This window comes from Vreelandella sp. H-I2 (genome assembly GCF_052959335.1).
On record NZ_JBRAMC010000002.1, the window covers coordinates 655,328 to 672,371 of the forward strand.

The window sequence follows — 17,044 nt, forward strand, 5'->3', positions numbered from 1 at the left end:
CTCCTAGACTGTATGAGAGCTCCGCCACCTGATAATCTTGTCGCTGAGCCACTCTTGGTGCATTTTAGTTTACGCTACCGGCGGCTTCGGTTCACTCTAACGATGGGATCTCATGCTGACATCGCTGCTGGATAATGACTTTTACAAGATCACGATGCAGAACGCCGTGATCAAACGCTTTCCTTATGCCCAGGCGCGCTACGCCTTTATTAACCGTGGCGAGCACGATTTTCCTGATGGCTTCGGTGCTGCGCTGCGCCGCGAAGTGGATCAGATGGCGGATCTTCGCCTGAGTGATGAGGAGAAGCGCTATCTCGAAACAACCTGCCCCTACCTCGACCCGACTTATCTCGACTTCCTGGCCGGGTTCCATTACGACCCCAGTGAGGTCATTGTCGAGCAGCAGGGGAGCGACCTTTCGGTGATTATCGAGGGGCCCTGGTATCGCACTATTCTATGGGAAGTGCCGCTGATGGCACTGATCAGCGAGCTTTGGTATCGGCTGCGTGGTGTCACGATCACGCCAGAGGCCGATGCAATGATCGAGCAGCGTGCGCAGGAGAAGATCGAACTCTACCGCCGCTTAGGACTGAAGATTGCCGAGTTTGGTACCCGGCGGCGCTTTTCGTTTGATGTTCACGACCGTGTGGTCGGTGCGCTTCACCATCACGGTGGCGAATCGTTTACCGGTAGCAGTAATGTGCTGCTGGCCATGCGCCACGGCGTCAAGCCGATCGGTACCCATGCCCATGAGTGGTTTATGTTCCACGGTGCCCGCTTTGGCTTCAAGATGGCCAATAGCCTTGCCCTTGAACATTGGGTCGATGTGTATCGAGGGGATCTGGGTATCGCCTTAACGGATACGTTTACCTCGCATGCCTTTTTTGACAGCTTCGATAAGAAATTCGCCAAGTTGTTTGATGGCGTGCGCCACGATAGCGGCGACCCGATCGATTTTGCTTCGCAAACCATTGCGCACTACGAGCGTCTGGGTATCAACCCATTGAGCAAGACGATTATCTTCTCTGATGCGCTGACGCCTGAGAAAGTCGAGCGTATTCAGGCCTTTTGTCAGGACCGTATCGGCATGGCGTTCGGTATTGGCACCAACTTCACCAATGATGTGGGCGTTGAGCCGATGAACATGGTGGTCAAAATGGTCGAGGCACGCCCCGAGGGGCAGGGCTGGCTACCGGTGATCAAGCTTTCCGATGTGCCGGAAAAGAACACCGGCGACCCGGAGATGATCGCCCTAGCCAAACGGATTTTATCGCTCAGCCAGAAACATACTTAATCCTTGACCGAACGGTGCAGCGGCGCATAGAGCGCTTCGGTTAGCGAGGCGAAGCTGTGGCCCAGGGCGCGTTCGTTAAATAGCCGCTCAAAGCTCGACCATTGGTGAGAAAGATAGGCGCTTTGGGCGACTTCGCCGGTCTGGAAGCGCCCACCTTCATAGGCGATTTCGGCGGCGGCATAGGCGTCGCTGTCGGCTTTGGATTCAGGCGTGCCCAGCTTGGCTAACCACGCGAAGGCGGCCTTAGGGGCCAGCGGCAGTGGTGCCTGCATGGCATCGCACCAGGCACTGAGAATGGTTTCTAGCTGGTAGCGGGCATTCTCGGCGTCTAACGGTTCCAGCCTCACATGGCCCGCTTTTGAGAGTAGCTGAGTGGTCAGTGGTTGCTCACTATTGCCTGCCAAGTGCGCTACCCACGGGCGTAGCAGGTGCTGCCAACGGTACTGGCCCCGGCCGCGCCCTTGGCTAATCAGGCTGCTGCTAAGCAGCAATAGGCGGCAGCGGTTACCTGCCTCATCCTGGCGTAGCTCTCCTAGCCAGTCTTCCAATGTGACTCTTCCTTCGACATAAACTGCTTGGGGTGCGGCCACTACGTGTGGCCACTCTTGCAGCGCCTCTTCGTAGGCCCCAAACAGGGCGTCCATCGGTTCCGCCAGCGTTTCGCGCATTCGCTCGCCAAAGGCGCCCACGGCCAGCACACCCTGGCCCTTGAAGCGTTCCAGCGCGGCGTGAAGCGCTTCTATTCGCGGTAGGCCGTTATCCACGGCGTGGCGCTGGGCGGCGATTAACTGGTCCTGTAACTGCCAATTCTGTAGCCCGTTCAGCGTGAAAGGCTCTACATCTAACTGGGTAAGTTCTTCCTGCTCGAAGTAGACCCCCAGGCGAGAGTTGAAAAATGCCTTGACCGGTTCGCGTAGAAAGCTGCCCAGTTGAGCTAGGGTTAACGCACCTTGCTGTTCGCTATCTTGTTTAAGCGCCGCTGGTCTCTCTCTTGATTGGCTTTCGCTTTGCGGTGCGTGCAGAGCGTGCCACTCGTGAGCGTATGTGAACAGTCGCGCCTGGGCGGGGGAGTCGCTGGTGGTTTGGGTAAAGTAGCGGCGGCTAAATGGTTGCAGCGGGTGCTCGGTGGTCAAGGCATCGAGCAAAGGCTCGCCAGTTTGCGTGCGCCAACCTGCCGCGAGGTGATCGCGCAGTTGGCCGACCAGCACTGAGGGCGGCATGGGGCTGTTGTCGATCTGGCTTCGACCGACCCAACTGATGTAAAGCTGCTGGCGGGCGGAGAGCAGCGCTTCCAAAAACAGGTAGCGGTCATCTTCGCGGCGCGAGCGGTCGCCGGGGCGGTAGTCGCTGCCCATCAAATCGAAATCCAGTGGCGGCTGCGAACGCGGATACTCACCATCGTTCATGCCCAACAAGCATACGTGCTTAAAGGGGATCGCCCGCATCGGCATTAGCGTGGCGAAGTTGACTGCCCCGGCCAGAAAGCGCTGGGAAAGGCTATGCTCGTCGATTTGCCCCAGCCAGTGTTCGCGCACCATGGAAAGCGGCAGGGGATCAAAAAGCTGGGCCTCTTCGGTGCTGTCCAGCAGCTGTTGTAACGCGGTTTCCAGCTTGGTGAGCATGACGCTTTCCTGAGCGTCGTCGGTCAGGAAGTAGGTTTCCAGCAGTTCGCGCAACCGGGCCACCCAGGTGGCGGCATCGGTGGGCTGGCAGAAGCTTCCCCAGGTGTTTTCTAGCTTCTCCAGCAGGATCGCTAGCGGCCCGGCCAGCGATGCTTCCAGCCCGCCAATATCATCGAATGGTTCAATACCTTGCCACGCTTCGGCACTGCCGACGGTGTAACCCAGTAATAGGCGGCGCAGGCCAAATGCCCAGGTGTTTTGGGTCAGCCCTTGGGGCAAATCCAGCCGGGTGCGCTGTTCGGCATTGAGCCCCCAGCGAATGCCCGCGCCCTCAATCCACCGGCTGAGGGTGGGCAGGTCGTTCTCGTCAATACCAAAGCGTGTACGCAGTGCGGGCACTTCCAACAGGTCTAATAGGTCGCTGACCGAGAGACGCAGTTCCGGCAGGCGCAGCAATTTTTCCAGCGCAATCATCAGCGGCAGGCGATGGCGGCTGGCCTGATCCGAAAGCGTGTAGGGGATATAGCGCGGGTCGTCGCGGTGGCCGAATACGGCGTCAATATGCGGCGCGTAGCGGTCGATGTCCGGCACCATGACGATGATATCTCGCGGGCGCAATTCGGGGTCGGCACTGAACGCAGCAAGCAGCTGGTCGTGAAGGATCTCTACTTCGCGCTGGGGGCCGTGGGCGATATGAAACACGATGGAGTCGTCGCTGGCCGGGTCTAGCGCAGGCCAGTGGGTTTGAGTTTCCGCCACTGGGCGTAGCTCGCGGATATCATCCTGCAGCTGGCTGAGCAGGCAGTGACGTTCGTCGTCGCTAAACGGCTCGAACATATCGATGCGCAGCGCCTGCTGCTCAAAGAGGGTCTGGTAGTTGCCCGAATCGTCGTGCTCATCAAGCAGGCGTAAATAATCACGCCCCTGTTTGCCCCAGGCGGCCAGCAGCGGCTGGGCGTGCAGGTGCAGGGCGTCGTCGACGTCGCCGGTACCGAGTACGTCCAGGGCGTCGGGCATGCCGGCCTTACGCCGCTGGCGGTAGCGGCTGGCGCGGAGCAGGTCTTTGTGCTCGATGATATCCGCCCAGTAGTACTGGCAAGGGTTGTGCACGCAGAGCACGATTTGGCAGCAGCGCGAGAGTGCGGCCAGGGCTTCAAGCGTCTGTTGCGGCAGCGATGAGATGCCGAAAATAATCAGCCGCCGGGGCAAACCGGGGGGGCACGCCTGGCCTTCAAGGTGAACAGAGGCGTCTAAAAAGCGGCTATGTACCTGGGCGCGGCTGCTGTTAAGGCCCGCTTCGCCTTGGGTATTGGCGACATCATCGCGCAGGGCGCGCCATAGCTCTGGTTGCCACAGTTGGTGGGCTTCCAGTGGGCGGGTTTCGCCGCGGGCGGTAATCAATACATCGTTGCCCTTTGCCCAGGCATCGAGCCAGTCGGCACGGTACACCTGATACTGGTCGAACAGGTCCGCCAACCGCTCGGCCAGTTGGTAGTGCTTGCGCTGGTCGCGGTCAACGTTTAAAAAACGCGCCAGCGGGGCAAACGCTTCCTGCTCGGCAAGGCTGGGCAGCAGGCGCAGCAGTCGCCATATCAACCGCGACTTATCAAACGGCGAGGTTTCCGGCACCGCATGCTCATCGTGCGTCAGGTGAGTCAGCACCGTGCGGTAGGCCTGCCACAGAAAACGTGCCGGCAGCGTGACGTTTAGCGCCGCGGCAATCCCCGCGCCGCCTTGTGCCGGGTCTTCCGCCAGCGCCAGCTTCAGCCACTGCCCAATGCCATTGCTCTGCACCAGAATGGTCTCGTTCTCCAGCGGCGACAGTGGGTGAAGGCGCATCCACTCCACCGCCAAGCCACGCAGGTCCTCCAGGCGATTGGCGTGCACGACCATAAAGCCCGGCGTTAGCGGTGTTTGTGAGAGCAGCGGTTTTACAGACATGCACGATGTTCCTTAATGGATGATTCCTTAACAGCAGAGGCAGGGCGACTAAGTGTATGGTGCCATAAGTTAATCGTCTTGCGGGATGCAAGATATATCGCCAAGCTATGCAGATACCGTGAGCCAAGCTAAGAGAAAATATCGATGACTGATCCGAACAACAACTCCCGCCGTCATTCTGCCCAAGTGGTCGATGGCCCAGGCAAAGCCGCTAGCCGCGCCATGCTGCGCGCCGTGGGCTTTAATGATGCCGATTTCCAAAAGCCTCAGGTGGGCATTGCCTCTACCTGGAGCATGGTAACGCCGTGCAACAGCCACATTAATGAGCTGGCCGAGTTTGCTCGCGATGGCGCCGATGCGGGTGGTGGTAAAGGAGTGATTTTCAATACTATTACGATTTCTGATGGTATCGCTAACGGCACCGAAGGCATGAAGTATTCGCTGGTGTCGCGGGAAGTGATCGCCGATTCCATTGAAACCGTGGCCGGCTGCGAAGGCTTTGATGGTCTGGTGGCGATCGGTGGCTGCGATAAAAACATGCCGGGCTGCCTGATGGGCTTGGCGCGTTTGAACCGCCCCAGCGTATTTGTGTATGGCGGTACGATCATGCCCGGCAAAGGACACACCGATATCGTCTCGGTCTTCGAGGCGATGGGCGCACACTCCCGCGGCGATATCGATTTGATCGAGCTTAAAAACATCGAAGAAACCGCCATTCCCGGCCCGGGCTCCTGTGGCGGCATGTATACCGCCAATACCATGGCCTCTGCGATTGAAGCGCTGGGCATGAGCCTGCCGGGTAGCTCGGCACAGAATGCTATCTCCCAAGAGAAGCGCGACGACTGCAAAGCCGCAGGCGAGGCGGTGCTGGCGCTGCTTGCCGACGATATCAAACCTTCCGATATCATGACTCGTGAGGCGTTCGAAAACGCGATTACGGTCACTATCGCGCTGGGTGGCTCTACCAACGCGGTACTGCACTTGATTGGGATGGCGCGCACCATTGGCGTGGAACTGACCCTGGCGGACTTCACCGAAATTGGTAAGCGCGTGCCGGTACTCGCTGATTTACGCCCCAGCGGCCACTATATGATGAGCGAGCTGGTGGCGATTGGCGGTATTCAGCCGCTAATGAAAATGCTGTTGGACGCAGGCCTGCTCAACGGCAACTGTTTAACCGTCACCGGTAAAACGCTGGAAGAGAACCTTGCTGAGGTTGAACCTTACCCTGCCGAGCCGCCGATCATTGCCCCGCTGGGTAATCCGATTAAAGCGGAAAGCCATTTGCGTATGCTCTACGGCAACCTAGCACCGGAAGGGGCTGTCGCGAAAATCACGGGCAAGGAAGGCACACGCTTTTCTGGTTCGGCGCGGGTGTTTGGCTCGGAAGAGGAGGCCCAGGCGCGCATTAACGATGGCACTGTGGTCGCGGGCGACGTGGTGGTGATTCGCTATGAAGGGCCGAAAGGCGGACCTGGTATGCGCGAAATGCTGACACCTACTTCCGCGATTATGGGCCGAGGCTTGGGCAACGACGTCGCGCTGATTACCGATGGGCGCTTCTCGGGCGGCAGCCACGGTTTCGTGGTCGGGCATGTGTCACCGGAAGCCTTCGATGGCGGCCCGCTGGCATTGGTGGAAGATGGCGATATCATCACCATTGATGCCGAGGCTGACACCATCGAGATGCACGTGGCCGAGGACGAAATTATGCGTCGGCGGGCGGCATGGCAGCGGCCTGAGCCGCGTTACACCCGCGGCGTACTCGCCAAATATGCGCGCCTTGTCAGTTCCGCCAGCACCGGCGCGGTGACCGATCAAGAGTAGCCCGCACTCATGGCATGAAAATATAGGTAGGTGGCAAATGTGAAAGCACTGTCATGAAGCCGTCAAGCGCAAGGCGTAACATTAAAGCCTTGCGCTTTTTTTGTAGCTAAACATCAATGGCAAAATGGGGGAAACGATGGCAGATCAGGGACCGGTGCGCGGGCGTATAGGCGAGGTGTTTTGGGCATTTTTAGCGCTGGGCTTAACGTCCTTTGGTGGCCCGGTGGCGCACCTGGGCTATTTTCGCACCGCCTTTGTCGAGCGTCGGCAGTGGTTAACCGAAAGCGCCTACGCTGATTTAGTCGCGCTGTGCCAGTTTTTGCCAGGGCCTGCCAGTAGCCAAGTGGGCTTTGCACTGGGCCTGATGCGTGCTGGCCCCTGGGGCGCGGCAATGGCGTGGCTGGCCTTTACGCTGCCCTCGGCCATTGTGCTGGTGCTGTTTGCGTTTGGTGCAGCGGTGCTGGATGGGCCAATTGCCAGCGGCATTGTTCACGGTTTAAAAGTGGTCGCGGTAGCGATTGTCGCCCATGCGGTATGGGGCATGGCGCGTAACCTCTGCCCGGATAAAACCCGCACGGGAATCGCGCTTGTGGCGGTATTTACGGTGGTGCTGGTCAGTGGCCCGCTGGGCCAGGTGTCGGCGATTGTGTTGGGTGGCTTAGCCGGGCTAGCACTGTGTCGCGATAGCGTTGCCGCTACGCCAAGTGAGTCGCTGCATTTTCCAGTAAAGCGTAAGGCGGGCATGGTGGCGCTGGGGCTATTTGGTGGGCTGTTGATTCTTCTGCCGCTATTGGCGGGGATGGCAGCCTGGCTGGATATTGCTGATGCGTTTTACCGCTCCGGCGCGCTGGTATTTGGCGGTGGGCATGTGGTGCTGCCATTACTGGAAGCCGAAGTGGTGCAGACGGGCTGGGTAACGTCGGATGCGTTTTTGACAGGCTACGGCGCGGCCCAGGCGATACCAGGGCCGTTATTTACCTTTGCAGCCTACTTAGGGGCGTTGCTGCCGGGCATAAACGGGTTGCTGGGGGCGCTGTTAGCACTGTTGGCGATTTTCATACCGGGCTTTTTGCTGCTAGTGGGCGTGCTGCCGTTTTGGAATCAATTTCGCCAATGGGGCAGCGCCCAGGCGCTGATGCGTGGTGCCAACGCGGCGGTAGTGGGCATTTTAGGCGCCGCGCTTTATCAACCGGTGTGGACCAGCGCCATTATCGGGCCTTATGAGTTTGTGCTGGCGCTCACGGGCTTTTTGCTGCTTACCGTGTGGAAACTGCCTGCCTGGATGGTGGTGGCAATAGTCGCGTTTGCAGGAATATTTCTTCCAACTCCCTAGACGAGGACGAGCCAAAGCCTGATTTGGTATTCGCGTTGGGTTTTCCCTACCCCGGCATTGTCTTCTACGCTATGTATGTCGCCAACCATGGTTAACCAGGGAGAAGCCATTATGACAGACATGGGAGTCTGTGCCTGCCCAGGCTGTGAGCATCACGTCTCTAGCGAGCAGGCGGCCATCACGGAAGGACGCGCCTACTGTTGTACCGCCTGCGCCGCTGGTCATCCTGGGGGGAGGGAGTGTGTTCATAAGGGGTGCCCTTGCAGCGAATTAAATCGCCCTCCATCCGATGAAGAGTCAGTAGATGAATTTAGTAACGCTCAGTTTTAGCGAGCGAAAAGCGTAACCGTCAACATTGACAAGGAGATCAACATGTCCAGACAAGCACGTATCGAACCGGTCATTGAAGCCACCGATCTTAAGGAGACAATCACAGGATGGTTAGTCATCGATGAGTCAGTGCCCGAAAACGAAGTTGTCGTCTCGGAGCATACTTCCCAAAAAGAGGCGATTCAGGCTGCAGAGGCGTTTGAGCAGCGCGAAGATTAAGCAAATGTAAACGAAAACGCCTCGCGCAAGCGAGGCGTTGATTGGCTATCGGCTATGGCGCCTCCAGCTCTAACGTGCGACGTAGGACGAGGAGTTCATCCACCCCCAGGTGCTCAAGCCTTCCGGCGAGCAGGTCGCTAATTTTCTGAACGGGAAGCCCGGCCCGACGGGCAATTTCTCGGCTTCCTAGGTCTGATACGGCGATCAGACGCGTGATAATACGCATTAAGCGCGTACGTTTTTCAAGTTCCCTGACATCGAGGTCAGGGCTGCTTCGCGGAGGATCAAGCTGTTCCGCAGTGGCAGTTGTGCGTGCCGTGCTCATGTGGCTCCATCAGTCTGAAATGACAAACACACAATGCCGCCAACTCGGGCGCTTTTCAATGCCTATTTTGATGAAAATTTCACGACCGCTGCAAAGCCCTTAAACGGGCTAGCTCTGGTAAACTATCCGCCTTCCTATTTTTGTGTGTGCCTGGGTCGGCGCACGCCGTTTTTTTCAATTTAGTCTCGCTTTTAAAGGCCGGTGGGCCGAGGAGTTTTGCATGACGTCGAACAGCGCACCCAAGGTGGGCGTGATCATGGGGTCTAAGTCCGACTGGCCAGTCATGGAGCACGCCGTCTCCATGCTGGAACATTTGGGCGTTGCTTATGAAACCCGCGTGGTTTCGGCGCACCGTACGCCAGACCTGCTGTTCGATTACGCCAAGAGTGCTGCCGAGCGTGGCTTACAGGTCATTGTGGCAGGGGCCGGCGGCGCTGCTCATTTGCCGGGCATGGTGGCCTCGCAAACGCTACTGCCGGTACTGGGTGTGCCGGTCGAGTCCAAAGCGCTTAAGGGCTTGGATTCGCTGCTCTCGATTGCACAAATGCCGGGCGGTATTGCGGTGGGTACGCTGGCGATTGGCAAAGCAGGTGCCACCAACGCAGGTTTATTGGCGGCGCAGATCGTCGGCCTGCAAGATACAGCCGTACGCAATGCAGTCGAAGCGTTTCGCGCCGAGCAGACCCAGAAAGTACTCGATAACCCCGACCCGCGCCCCGAGCCGGAAGCAGAATAAAGAGGCTCGGCTATGAATTCAGACATTATCAAAAATATTGGCGTTTTGGGCGCAGGCCAGCTAGGTCGCATGTTGGCGCTGGCGGGTTATCCGTTGGGTAACCGCTTCACCTTCTTGGATACGACGGGTAACCCCAGTGCAGGCATTGGCGAGGTGATAGTTGACCCGGATAACCAACGCCTGGCCGAATTTTTGGCCAACGTCGATGTGGTGACCTACGAATTTGAGCACTTGCCTGTTCAACTGGTGCGGGAAATTGAGCAACACAAGCCGGTCTACCCCAGTAGCCGTGCCATTGAAGTGTGCCAGAACCGGGTCGAAGAGAAGGCATTGTTTGATTGCTTAGGCATCCCAACAGCTGCTTATCGTATCGTTGAGAGAGCCGAACAGCTTGAAGCCGCCGCCCGTGAATTGGGCTGCCCGGTCGTTGCTAAATCGGTTACCGAGGGCTATGACGGCAAAGGCCAGGCGGTGCTGAAACAGCCTGAGCAGGCTCAAGATGCGTGGAGCGCTATTGGCCACTCGCAGCTCGTCGTTGAGGCGTTCGTCGATTTTGTACGCGAAGTTTCGATGATTGCTGTCCGCGGTCGCGATGGCGAGGTGGTCTTCTACCCCATGGCGGAAAACCAACACGTGGATGGTATTCTGCGTTACTCCGTGGCGCCGCTACCGGATCTCGACGCAAGTGTTCAGAAAACCGCGGATAGCTATATTCGTGCACTGTTGAATGAGCTGGATTATGTCGGTGTACTGGCCCTTGAGCTGTTTCAGACTCGCGATGGCAGCCTGCTGGCCAACGAAATGGCGCCCCGTGTCCATAATTCAGGGCATTGGACGATGGACGGCGCGGTGACCAGCCAGTTTGAAAATCATCTGCGCGCGATTCAGGGCTTGCCCTTAGGAAGTACCCAGGCGATAGCACCTACCTGCATGATTAACGTGATTGGCCGTGAGGGCGATAACGCAGCGATATTGGCGCTTTCTAATACCCACCTGCACCGCTATGACAAAACAGAGCGTGCCGGACGCAAGCTTGCTCACATCAATATCCTAGCGCCTAACCATACTGAATTACTTGAAAAAGTGCGCGCCTGCCAAGCACTCTTACCTGAGGCACCGCCCCCTAGTTTAAGCTTTGACGGTAACCCGTAATTTTATAACCGCCTTCTCAGGCGGTTTTTTTACGTTTCAATAATAATCAAACTTTTCTCGCTTAATCGGAGTAAATAGATTACAAAGTAACCAAAATAAAAATAGGCTAGTAAAAAAGGCTTATAAGTCATTTCTCCTTTTCGGCGGTAGTCTGTATGCCTCACTTCTCAACCACTGGGACAACGTCCGGGCTGCGTAGTGGTTATCACCGTGATCATCATCTCACTATAAATCGCTTACATAGCGAAAAAGTACGATTGCTGTACGACAATCTTTGGCAACCAGTGCTTAGCAGTGTGTTGGCAGGCGCGCTGTTAGTGGCAGCGATGTGGCCGGTGGTGACGAGTTGGGTACTGCTCACCTGGCTCGCTCTTTTGGTTGCTGTATCGCTGGCTCGTCTTGCCTTGGCTTCTTATTTTCGCCGCTTACCTGCGCTGCAACAGCGCCGTCGCCGTTGGCTATATCGGTTTAGTGCCGGGGCGATTGCCGCTGGCTGCGTGTGGGGAGCTGGCGGGGTTGTTCTCTTTACCGGTGAAAATCATGGCCAAGTAGCGGCGCTTTCGATCGTTTTGGCGGGCATTGCCGCGGGCGGGGTGACGACACTTTCCGCCGTATGGTGGGTGGCGCTGGGTTTTGTGCTGCCGATCATACTCCCCTTACTCGTGCAGTTTTTATTACTGGGGTCAACGCTGGCACTTTTAATTGGCACCATGCTTTGCTTGTTCCTAGGCCTGATTATTACGACCAGCCGCCGTTTAAGCCGGATTATCCACGATAACATTGCTTTGCGGGTGAGCATGTCCGCCCGAGAAGCGCAGTTGCAAGAGAGCGAAAACCGCTACCGCTCCATCTTTCAAAACTCACCACTGGGGGTATTACATTTTGATGAGCATGGCCAGATAACTGATTGCAACCATAAGCTGCTTAGAATTTTGCAGGTGAATCGCGCGCAGTTGCTCGGCTACCGCATGTTGGACCGCGCTGCCGATGCGAGAGTCGCTAAGGCCGTCCGTGATGCGCTGGCCAAGGGAACCGGCTATTACGAGGGAACATTTTATTTGCCCAGAGCAAGCGCTGGTACTCCTTTACGTGCATTTTTTAACGGTGTGCATAGTGCAGGCAATGAGATCATCGGTGGGGTGGCTATTGTTGAAGACTTCACCGAGCGAAAACGCGCTGAAGCCATTATTTACCGTCAAGCTTTCTATGATGCGCTGACCGACTTGCCCAATCGGCGTCTTTTGATCGAACGTTTGGCCTCCCTCTGTGATGAGCATGAAGCAGAAAAGCGGGGAGGGCTGCTGATGTTTTTAGATTTAGATCATTTCAAGTTGATTAACGATACGTTGGGCCACGCCGCCGGGGATAGTTTGCTGATACAGGTCGCGCGCCGGTTAGAAAGTTGTTTGGCTGAGGGCGATTTAGCCGCCCGGCTTAGCGGCGATGAGTTTGTACTATTAGCGCTATTTGATAAGTGCTCAGAGGAGGCGTTAGAGGTTAGTGCTGAGACGTATATGCATAAGGTTAAACTCGCCCTCTCACCTACCTATTGGCTTGAAAATCGGGGGGTAAAGGTCACTCCAAGCATGGGCTATACCTGCTTTACGGCCTCCGTGTGTGAGCACGAGGAAGTACTCAAACAGGCGGATATTGCGATGTATCGTGCCAAAACCCAGGGACGAGCGAGGTTATGTCGCTTCGAACCCTGGATGCGCGATGAAATGCTTTAGGCAATTAAGCCAACTGACCGCTAAGCAGTAACCATAATGCGATTAACGCAAAATGGCCTGGGTACCATGCCAGCCATAAACGACGCGGCATGGCCAGGTTAAGAGCGGGAATACGCTGGGCGACACCCGCGGCAAGCATCAGTACCACCACGCAGGTACCGACGGTAAACGATTTGGCCATGTCGGATGCATTCATCTGCCCTGCAATCCAAAGGACCGGGAAGGCCGCTAAACCTGCCCAGAGGCGCGATTGAAAATCGCTGTCTGCTTGGCTTAGCGCATGCATAGCAAACATTAATAGCGGAATCAGCAGTAAACCGTTATGGCCATACTCCACCCAGAACCCTAGTAGATACCACACGGTAACACCCAGCGCAGCACCGGCCAGCAGCCAAGGCATCGTCAAGGTTTGTTGCTGGTAATGCTGCCATCCTTGACGCACCAGCGCTCCTAACGCTAAACCACTGGCCAGGGTAAAGCAGACATTCAAGATAAAGGCGTCTGATGTACGCGGCATCATCATATAGGGGAGTTGGGCGACCAGGCCGATGATTAAAATTCGCCGCGAGTAACGCAATGGATTTCGGGTATTAAATAGTCCGTGCCACGCCACCATGGCGGCAAACAGCGGAAAGGCAATACGGCCAATGGAAGACCCCGCCCAGCTCAAATCCCAATCGCCGGGGAGTATGTAACGAGTAAGGTGATCAATGGTCATGGTTATCAGTGCCAGCCACTGGCCCCAACCGGTCCAATGGGAAGAAGGGCGCAGTGTTGCAGCAGCCTCTTGCGCTATTGCATGACCGGCTGTTTTTTCAACCATGATACCTCCTTGTAAGATTCCGTTGATAAGTAAAGACCGGCATTACATGCGCGAGTTCGTTGCATTGGCGCAACTTTCTTATCTTTCTCAACGTCGCGATGAACACGCTATTGAGTTTACCCGGTTTAGACCAATGATGGTGTTTCTTACCACATGCTTTTGCTAAATGAGGGGGCAAGCAGGTGATTGAGAGAGGGAAGATAGGTGTTTAGAGCTATGTATCTAGAAGCTATAAGTATAGGAGCGAGGTATTTAGAAGCTAGGTGTTAAAAGGGGGAGTGGGCGTTTCCAAGGCTTAATATGGCGATGCCTCCCCGGCGTTGCACCGGGGAGGCAAGAGCAGATTACTCTGCGTCTTCTTCACCAAAATAACGGTTATAGATTTCGTCGTAAGTGCCGTCTTCTTGTACTTCGGCCAAGGCTTCATTGAATTTCTCAGCGAGCGCTTCGTCGCGCTGACGGAAGGCGATACCGAAGCCGTCACCGAAGTATTCCTTCGGCTCGCTGATGCGCTCGCCGACCACAACGTAGTCACCATCTTCGCTTTCCAGCAGCGTGGATTGGCCAATCGGGAAGTCGAGGAAAACGATATCCAAACGCTCGGCTTCCATATCCAGCACCATATCGTCGGCAGTGGAATAGCGGCTGACATCAGCAACGTCGCTGAAGTTATCAGTCACGTAGTTGTCCTGCAGGGTGCCACGCTGAACACCAATGGTCATTCCTTCCAGCGTCTCTTTAGTGGCTTCGCTGATGCCCAGATCGCTAGCAGCGAACCATGCAGAAGGCATGGTGATGTAGGGGTCAGAGAACAGCACTTGCTCACGACGCTCATCGTTAATGGTCATTGATGACATGATGGCGTCATAGTTGCGTGACATAAGGCCAGGGATGATGCCGTCCCACTCTTGTTCGACCCATTCACAGGTAACGCCCATGCGGTCACACAGCTCGTTGCCAAGGTCAATATCAAAACCAGTAAGCTCGCCTTCAGCAGTGCGGAACTCCATGGGCTCGTAGGGTACGTCAACACCAATGCGCACGTTATCGTAGTCACGGGCCTGTGCCGAGGAAGCGGCAGCGACTGCCAAGCCTAGCAGTGAAAGGGATAGTAGTTTTTTCATCTTGTTACTCCGTAGAAAGCGGTTCACTTGAGAGTGATCCCAGTTTTTAACTGATAAATAGTTGTTAGCCGACAATTAAACTAACCCAGGTTGGCGTTGACGAAAAGAGGCTGCCGGGTTTTGCACTAACGTTTGTTTGACGATTGCACCGTTTTTCCATGATCAACCGGTTTTCCATGATTAAGCATCTTGTGGGCGTACTTATGGATTTAGATGTGCGAGTAGCTTTTTCTCTAGATAGCGGAAGAAGAACAAAATCGCGAACGTTAAGCACAGATAAATCGCGGCCACGAATAGAAACGCCTCGAAAGGGGCGTAGTAACGGGCGTAGACAAAGCGGGCAGCACCGGTTAAATCCATCAGCGTGACCACGCTGGCAATCGCGCTGGCGTGAAGCATAAAGATCACTTCATTGCCGTAGGCGGGCAAGGCGCGACGAAAGGCGCTGGGTAAGATGATCCGACGCATCATTAAATTCTGCGACATGCCATAGGCACGCGCGGCCTCAATCTCACCTTGGGCCGTGGCCTTGATAGCGCCTCGAAAAATCTCGGTAGTGTAAGCGGCTGTATTCAGCGTGAAGGCGATAAGCGCCGGGTAGAAAGCTTCGCGCAGTACTGGCCATAAAAAGCTCTCTTGAATACCATCAATAAACACGACACCGTAGTAAATGATATAGAGCTGAATCAGCAGCGGCGTGCCTCGGAATACGTAGGTGTAGAGGTAGACCGGCAGGCTAATCCATTTATGCTTCGAGCTGCGCATAATGGCCAGTGGTACAGCGAGAATGAGGCCCGCAATCAGCGATAAAAATACCAGCTGGGTGGTCGTGACCAAGCCTTCCCAGTAGTAACCCAGCGTATCTGCGGTGAAAATTACGTTGCCAGCTAGTAGGTCATTGAACCAAGTGGAAATATCGAGCATGTCACTGACCTCCAAAGCCGATGTCGTAGTGTTTCTGCAGGCGCGCAAAAATCCATTCGGATACGCTGGCGATGAGTAGGTACGCTACGGCGACGGGGAGCAAAAAGGTAAAGGGCTCATGGGTCGCTCGGGAGGCTTCTGCTGCCACCCGCACCATATCGGTCAAACCAATGACCGAGACCAGCGCGGTGGTTTTGAGCAGTACCATCCAGTTGTTGGATAGCCCCGGTAACGCATGGCGCATCATTTGCGGAAAGCGGATGCGGCGAAAGACAAGGCTGCTGCTCATGCCGTAGGCTTTGCCCGCTTCTATCTGACCGTTATCCACCGCCATAAAGGCACCGCGAAAGGTCTCGCCCATATAAGCGCCGAAGATAAAGCCTATGGTCAGCACGCCCGCAGCGAAGGCATTGAAGTTAATATAAATGTCGATATCGTAGCTGTAATAGAGCATGTCGCTGATGGCGTTAACGCCAATCTGACCGCCAAAAAACAACAGCATCATCAAAACGAGATCCGGCACGCCGCGAATCAGCGTGGTGTAAACCGTTGCTGTACGCCTTAAAAACCAATTGCGCGACATCTTCGCACTGGCCGTCAGTAGTCCCAAAATAATCGCCAAAATCAGCGACAGCACCGCTAATTGAACGGTAACGCCTGCCCCCTCGATCAGCCGGGGACCATAACCTTGCAAATCAATCATGGTGAGCCTCGCGGATCAGTATTTAGGAGCCAGGAATTGCTGCAGGCGCGGTGATTGCGGGTTGCCAAGCACTTGTTCGGGCGGGCCAGCCTCTTCCACCAGACCCTGGTGAAGGTAAATCACTTGGCTGGAAACATCCCTGGCAAACCCCATTTCGTGGGTCACCACGACCATGGTACGTCCTTCTTCAGCGAGGCCGTGCATGACTTTCAATACGTCGCCGACCAGCTCTGGGTCCAGCGCGGAGGTGGGTTCGTCAAAGAGCATGACCTCAGGGTCCATTGCCAGCGCGCGGGCAATGGCACCACGCTGCTGCTGGCCGCCAGACATCTGCGCTGGGTAGGCATCTGCGCGCGCCGTTAAACCCACACGGTCAAGCAAGGCGTGGGCTTGCTCTAACGCTTCTTTTTTGGGTTTTTTCAACACGTGAATAGGCGCTTCGATGATGTTTTCCAACAACGTCATATGCGCCCATAGGTTAAAACTCTGGAACACCATGGAGAGCTTGGCGCGCATCTGTACCACTTGCTTCCAATCTTCAGGTTCGCGGCCGTGCTTCGTGGTCTTAAAGCGAATAGGGTCGCCGTGAACGATGAGATCGCCTTCGTCGGGCTGTTCAAGCAAGTTCATGCAGCGTAAAAAAGTACTTTTACCCGATCCAGAGGCACCAATCAGGGTAATCACATCGCCCTTTTGGGCTTGCAGTGAAAGACCTTTCAGAACTTCCGTATTGCCAAAGCGTTTTTTAATATTACGCACTTCAAGGGGAGTAGGCGTAGCGGCCATAACATTGGCTCCAGTACAGAGTTGCCGCAGCAACGAGTTGTCAAGAACAGGCTGTGATGCGGCTGGCGCGAAAAAAGGGGCGATTCTATCAGGCTGGACGCAATATGCGCGCCCTCCTTTTCACATTAAGCACTCGACGATAGTCGTATCGGTGTCGAGCGGCCTGGTATCGCCA

16 protein-coding genes are annotated in these 17,044 nt (G+C 55.8%); 8 read left to right on the forward strand and 8 right to left on the reverse strand.

Going from position 1 to position 17,044, the window contains the following annotated elements; all coding sequences use genetic code 11:
- The first annotated feature begins 112 nt into the window (after positions 1 to 112).
- On the forward strand, positions 113 to 1,294 hold the full coding sequence (gene pncB / locus ACUVOF_RS07635) for a nicotinate phosphoribosyltransferase (protein ID WP_447043751.1): 1,182 nt from the start codon (positions 113 to 115) through the stop codon (positions 1,292 to 1,294).
- On the opposite strand, the gene recC is transcribed toward pncB, so the two are convergent.
- Positions 1,291 to 4,857: an exodeoxyribonuclease V subunit gamma gene (recC, locus tag ACUVOF_RS07640; protein WP_447043752.1), complete on the reverse strand. Its 3,567-nt coding sequence runs from the start codon at positions 4,855 to 4,857 to the stop codon at positions 1,291 to 1,293. The genes pncB and recC overlap by 4 nt on opposite strands.
- 144 nt (positions 4,858 to 5,001) lie before the next feature.
- On the opposite strand from recC, the gene ilvD reads away from it, so the two are divergent.
- On the forward strand, positions 5,002 to 6,684 hold the full coding sequence (ilvD, locus tag ACUVOF_RS07645) for a dihydroxy-acid dehydratase (protein ID WP_447043753.1): 1,683 nt from the start codon (positions 5,002 to 5,004) through the stop codon (positions 6,682 to 6,684).
- A 136-nt stretch (positions 6,685 to 6,820) separates the two neighbouring features.
- Positions 6,821 to 8,017 carry a chromate efflux transporter gene (chrA, locus tag ACUVOF_RS07650; RefSeq protein WP_447043754.1) on the forward strand — a complete coding sequence of 399 codons (1,197 nt, stop codon included), beginning with the start codon at positions 6,821 to 6,823 and terminating at the stop codon, positions 8,015 to 8,017.
- Between the two features lie 69 nt (positions 8,018 to 8,086).
- Here the strand turns inward: chrA and ACUVOF_RS07655 are convergent, their stop codons facing one another.
- The gene (locus ACUVOF_RS07655; RefSeq protein WP_447043807.1) at positions 8,087 to 8,266 is read right to left on the reverse strand and encodes a hypothetical protein; all 180 of its coding nucleotides are present in this window, start codon (positions 8,264 to 8,266) and stop codon (positions 8,087 to 8,089) included.
- Here ACUVOF_RS07655 and ACUVOF_RS07660 point away from each other — a divergent pair.
- Both ACUVOF_RS07660 and ACUVOF_RS07665 read left to right on the forward strand, forming a co-directional pair.
- Positions 8,195 to 8,347, forward strand: coding sequence for a hypothetical protein (locus ACUVOF_RS07660; RefSeq protein ID WP_447043804.1), 153 nt, complete (start codon positions 8,195 to 8,197; stop codon positions 8,345 to 8,347). The two genes, ACUVOF_RS07655 and ACUVOF_RS07660, sit on opposite strands and share 72 nt — an antisense overlap.
- Before the next feature lie 42 nt (positions 8,348 to 8,389).
- Entirely contained in the window at positions 8,390 to 8,566 is a 177-nt protein-coding gene (locus ACUVOF_RS07665) for a hypothetical protein (protein ID WP_167408799.1), read from the forward strand.
- 52 nt (positions 8,567 to 8,618) lie between these two features.
- Here ACUVOF_RS07665 and ACUVOF_RS07670 read toward each other — a convergent pair whose 3' ends face one another.
- The gene (locus tag ACUVOF_RS07670; protein ID WP_113270007.1) at positions 8,619 to 8,891 is read right to left on the reverse strand and encodes an XRE family transcriptional regulator; all 273 of its coding nucleotides are present in this window, start codon (positions 8,889 to 8,891) and stop codon (positions 8,619 to 8,621) included.
- Between the two features lie 220 nt (positions 8,892 to 9,111).
- Here ACUVOF_RS07670 and purE point away from each other — a divergent pair, with 220 nt between their 5' ends.
- The 3 genes from purE (at position 9,112) to ACUVOF_RS07685 (ending at position 12,509) form a co-directional block, all read left to right on the forward strand.
- Positions 9,112 to 9,627 carry a 5-(carboxyamino)imidazole ribonucleotide mutase gene (gene purE / locus ACUVOF_RS07675; protein ID WP_447043755.1) on the forward strand — a complete coding sequence of 172 codons (516 nt, stop codon included), beginning with the start codon at positions 9,112 to 9,114 and terminating at the stop codon, positions 9,625 to 9,627.
- A gap of 12 nt (positions 9,628 to 9,639) precedes the next feature.
- A complete protein-coding gene (locus ACUVOF_RS07680; RefSeq protein ID WP_447043756.1) occupies positions 9,640 to 10,779 on the forward strand; it encodes a 5-(carboxyamino)imidazole ribonucleotide synthase in 1,140 nt (379 codons plus the stop codon).
- 155 nt (positions 10,780 to 10,934) lie between these two features.
- Positions 10,935 to 12,509, forward strand: a complete 1,575-nt coding sequence (locus ACUVOF_RS07685) for a diguanylate cyclase domain-containing protein (protein ID WP_447043757.1) — start codon at positions 10,935 to 10,937, stop codon at positions 12,507 to 12,509.
- A 4-nt stretch (positions 12,510 to 12,513) separates the two neighbouring features.
- Here ACUVOF_RS07685 and ACUVOF_RS07690 read toward each other — a convergent pair whose 3' ends face one another.
- The 5 genes from ACUVOF_RS07690 to ACUVOF_RS07710 form a co-directional block, all read right to left on the reverse strand.
- Complete coding sequence (locus ACUVOF_RS07690) at positions 12,514 to 13,332, reverse strand: TraX family protein (protein ID WP_447043758.1); 819 nt, start codon at positions 13,330 to 13,332, stop codon at positions 12,514 to 12,516.
- 344 nt (positions 13,333 to 13,676) lie between these two features.
- Entirely contained in the window at positions 13,677 to 14,456 is a 780-nt protein-coding gene (locus ACUVOF_RS07695; protein ID WP_447043759.1) for a transporter substrate-binding domain-containing protein, read from the reverse strand.
- 201 nt (positions 14,457 to 14,657) lie between these two features.
- Positions 14,658 to 15,380: an ABC transporter permease gene (locus ACUVOF_RS07700; RefSeq protein WP_447043760.1), complete on the reverse strand. Its 723-nt coding sequence runs from the start codon at positions 15,378 to 15,380 to the stop codon at positions 14,658 to 14,660.
- Between the two features lies 1 nt (position 15,381).
- Entirely contained in the window at positions 15,382 to 16,083 is a 702-nt protein-coding gene (locus tag ACUVOF_RS07705; protein ID WP_113270012.1) for an ABC transporter permease, read from the reverse strand.
- A 15-nt stretch (positions 16,084 to 16,098) separates the two neighbouring features.
- On the reverse strand, positions 16,099 to 16,869 hold the full coding sequence (locus ACUVOF_RS07710; RefSeq protein WP_447043761.1) for an ABC transporter ATP-binding protein: 771 nt from the start codon (positions 16,867 to 16,869) through the stop codon (positions 16,099 to 16,101).
- Positions 16,870 to 17,044: the final 175 nt, after the last annotated feature.